This is a genomic window from Methylophaga sp. UBA4204 (genome assembly GCF_002379485.1).
Lineage (GTDB): Bacteria > Pseudomonadota > Gammaproteobacteria > Nitrosococcales > Methylophagaceae > Methylophaga.
This window is the reverse complement of sequence record NZ_DFTU01000034.1, coordinates 7,664-9,465: the sequence shown is the minus strand read 5'-3', so window position 1 is coordinate 9,465 and position 1,802 is coordinate 7,664. Positions and strand designations below refer to the sequence as shown.

Genomic DNA, 1,802 nt, shown 5'->3' with positions numbered 1-1,802 from the left:
CGTGGTAAGCAACTGCGCTGGCGTCTGCCCGCCAGCCAGTAAAGCACTGGTTATATGAGATGGCAATTGCTGTAAAGCCGCTGGCTGATTGAGCAGATTTATCAGTGCAGTTCGAATCTCCGGCGGAAGATTCTGAGCATTGATTTGTCCATTTGCTGTCTGTCGGATCTGCCCTTCCAACGCAGCAGCCAGTTTCAGCAAATTGGCTTTAAAGTCTCCAGTTAAACTCGGATTGGGCTGCAGTAACTGTCGTTCCAGGAATACGCCTGACTGCTGAATGGCCTGCTGTAAATTGGTAGGTTGCTGGACAGTCTGTAATTCGCGAATATTTTGCCAAAGTTGGCTCACGGCATTTTGCACCGGCAGCATGTTTTTCAATTCAGGTAATGCATTGATAACATTTTGCAATTGTGGTGGCTGAGCTAAAACCATTGGCATTAAACGACGTTGGTGGGAAACCATGGTTTCTGAGGAAGTTTGATTGGGAGTTTGTAAAGCCACACTTAACGGTGAGTTACTGAGAATTTGCACTAAAAGTTGCTGACCGGGTCTAAAGCTGGAACTTAGTCTGCTGATATCCAATTCCAGGGGAACAGATACCTTTCCTGTTTGCTGCAGCGCCAGCAAGATGGATTGCTGGGGCAGCAACTTAATGACCTCAGCCAATAGCGTTTGCCCCGGACGCAGATCGGTCGAAACGGAAGAAACGGCTGCGACTGAAATCAGTTTAAACGCCACTTTATCAGCGCTATCGGACCGCTGTAGTTCGATAGTCTGACCACGTTGCAAATCCACACCAGCCTGAATGGTGACGATTTTTCCCGCCAATTGAATATCAACATTTTCACCGGCTTTACCTGCTGAGACCACCACCGCCTGCGCAACCTGACCAGGAGTAAGCGGCAGCGTGCGACTTGCAGTTTCCGTAACAATGACCTGAGCAGCCTGTGAGCTCTGAGGTATTTGCATGAATTCACCCAGCATTAAACACAATGCTAGTATAGCAACCAACTTGTTGCCAAAGACCGGTCAATGAATAAATTCAGTACAAAATGGTATACACGCCAGGATAAGACCATCAGTGGCCCTTTCACAAAGGCCCTGCTGAAAAGTAACCTGCAATTGGGCAGAATTAATGCTCAAACGGAAGTCAGCACTGATCAGAAATATTGGCAACCGCTGGGCGATATCATCGCCCTGGACACTGTTGACCCGGTCATCCCCCCTCCCTTACCCATTGATGAACGTGATGGTTTTGATAGGCGCAATGAACAGCCTCTTACCGAAGCCGAACGTGAAATGCGTCGGCAACAGCGACGCAAACAGGAACCGGACTTTTTAATTCAGCAGCGCCAACAGCGCAGTGAATTATTAAAAAGACTCAAACCTGAACGTCCTGCCCGTTTTTGGCCGATATTTACTATCAGTGTGATTTTAACCAGTGTATTTGTAGGTGCGATTTTATTCCCAACCCCTTCGAATATTTCTGAAGCAGATTGCGACACTGCTCCAGCCCCGTTGGTGAATTGGGAAAACTGTCTGAAACCCGGCTTGGACATCCCTTCAGCCACGTTAACGGGAGCCAACCTTCGCAACAGCGGACTCGCCATGTCAAATATGATGAATGCTGATTTGGTTGGGACTGACTTAAGCTATGCAGATTTACCACTTAGTAACCTGAGTTATACCAATTTACAGGGGGCCAATTTGAAAGGAGCCAACCTGCAGCAGGCTGATTTGTCTTACAGTAATTTATCCGACAGTGATTTGAGTTTTGCCAATTTACGTGATGCCAAACTGGG

The 1,802-nt window shown here is 47.6% G+C and carries 2 protein-coding genes; one reads left to right on the top strand and one right to left on the bottom strand.

Annotated features, from left to right (window positions below; all coding sequences use genetic code 11):
- The coding region (locus B3182_RS04430) for a hypothetical protein (protein WP_292751711.1) at positions 1-969 on the bottom strand (969 nt) is incomplete at its 3' end.
- A gap of 63 nt (positions 970-1,032) precedes the next feature.
- Between B3182_RS04430 and B3182_RS04425 the strand changes: the two genes are divergently transcribed.
- On the top strand, positions 1,033-1,802 hold a 770-nt coding region (locus B3182_RS04425; RefSeq protein ID WP_292751708.1), incomplete at its 3' end, for a pentapeptide repeat-containing protein.